General features: G+C 59.2%; 1 pseudogene. It reads right to left on the minus strand.

Going from position 1 to position 284, the window contains the following annotated elements:
- Positions 1-60: 60 nt before the first annotated feature.
- Positions 61-284 (minus strand): annotated as a pseudogene (locus ABJ99_RS04130) (AcaB family transcriptional regulator); the annotation flags it as partial.

Here is a 284-nt window from a genome sequence, read left to right on the forward strand (position 1 = left end):
GAGGCTGAAAGGCACCCTGTTGCAGTTTTTTCCCGTTAGCCGCCTGCTGTTTCACGCCGCTCACTCTTCGGACTCTGAGCCAGGCTGTTCGTGGTCAGACTGGCCCAGTGTCATTGCCTCGTCGAAACTGTCTTCACGGTCGTCTACGTCCGCTGGGCTGTTTGATGCGGTGGCCAGAGCTGGCGCAAACTTTGAACGTCGGACGCCTTCCAGGATGTCCTGGGGGATTTCGCCAAACGGTGCATACATTTCGCGCGCTTGCTCGGCGCGTGCGTTCTTGGCTG

The sequence above is a fragment of the Pseudomonas syringae pv. cilantro genome (genome assembly GCF_001293775.1).
Lineage (GTDB): Bacteria > Pseudomonadota > Gammaproteobacteria > Pseudomonadales > Pseudomonadaceae > Aquipseudomonas > Aquipseudomonas syringae_P.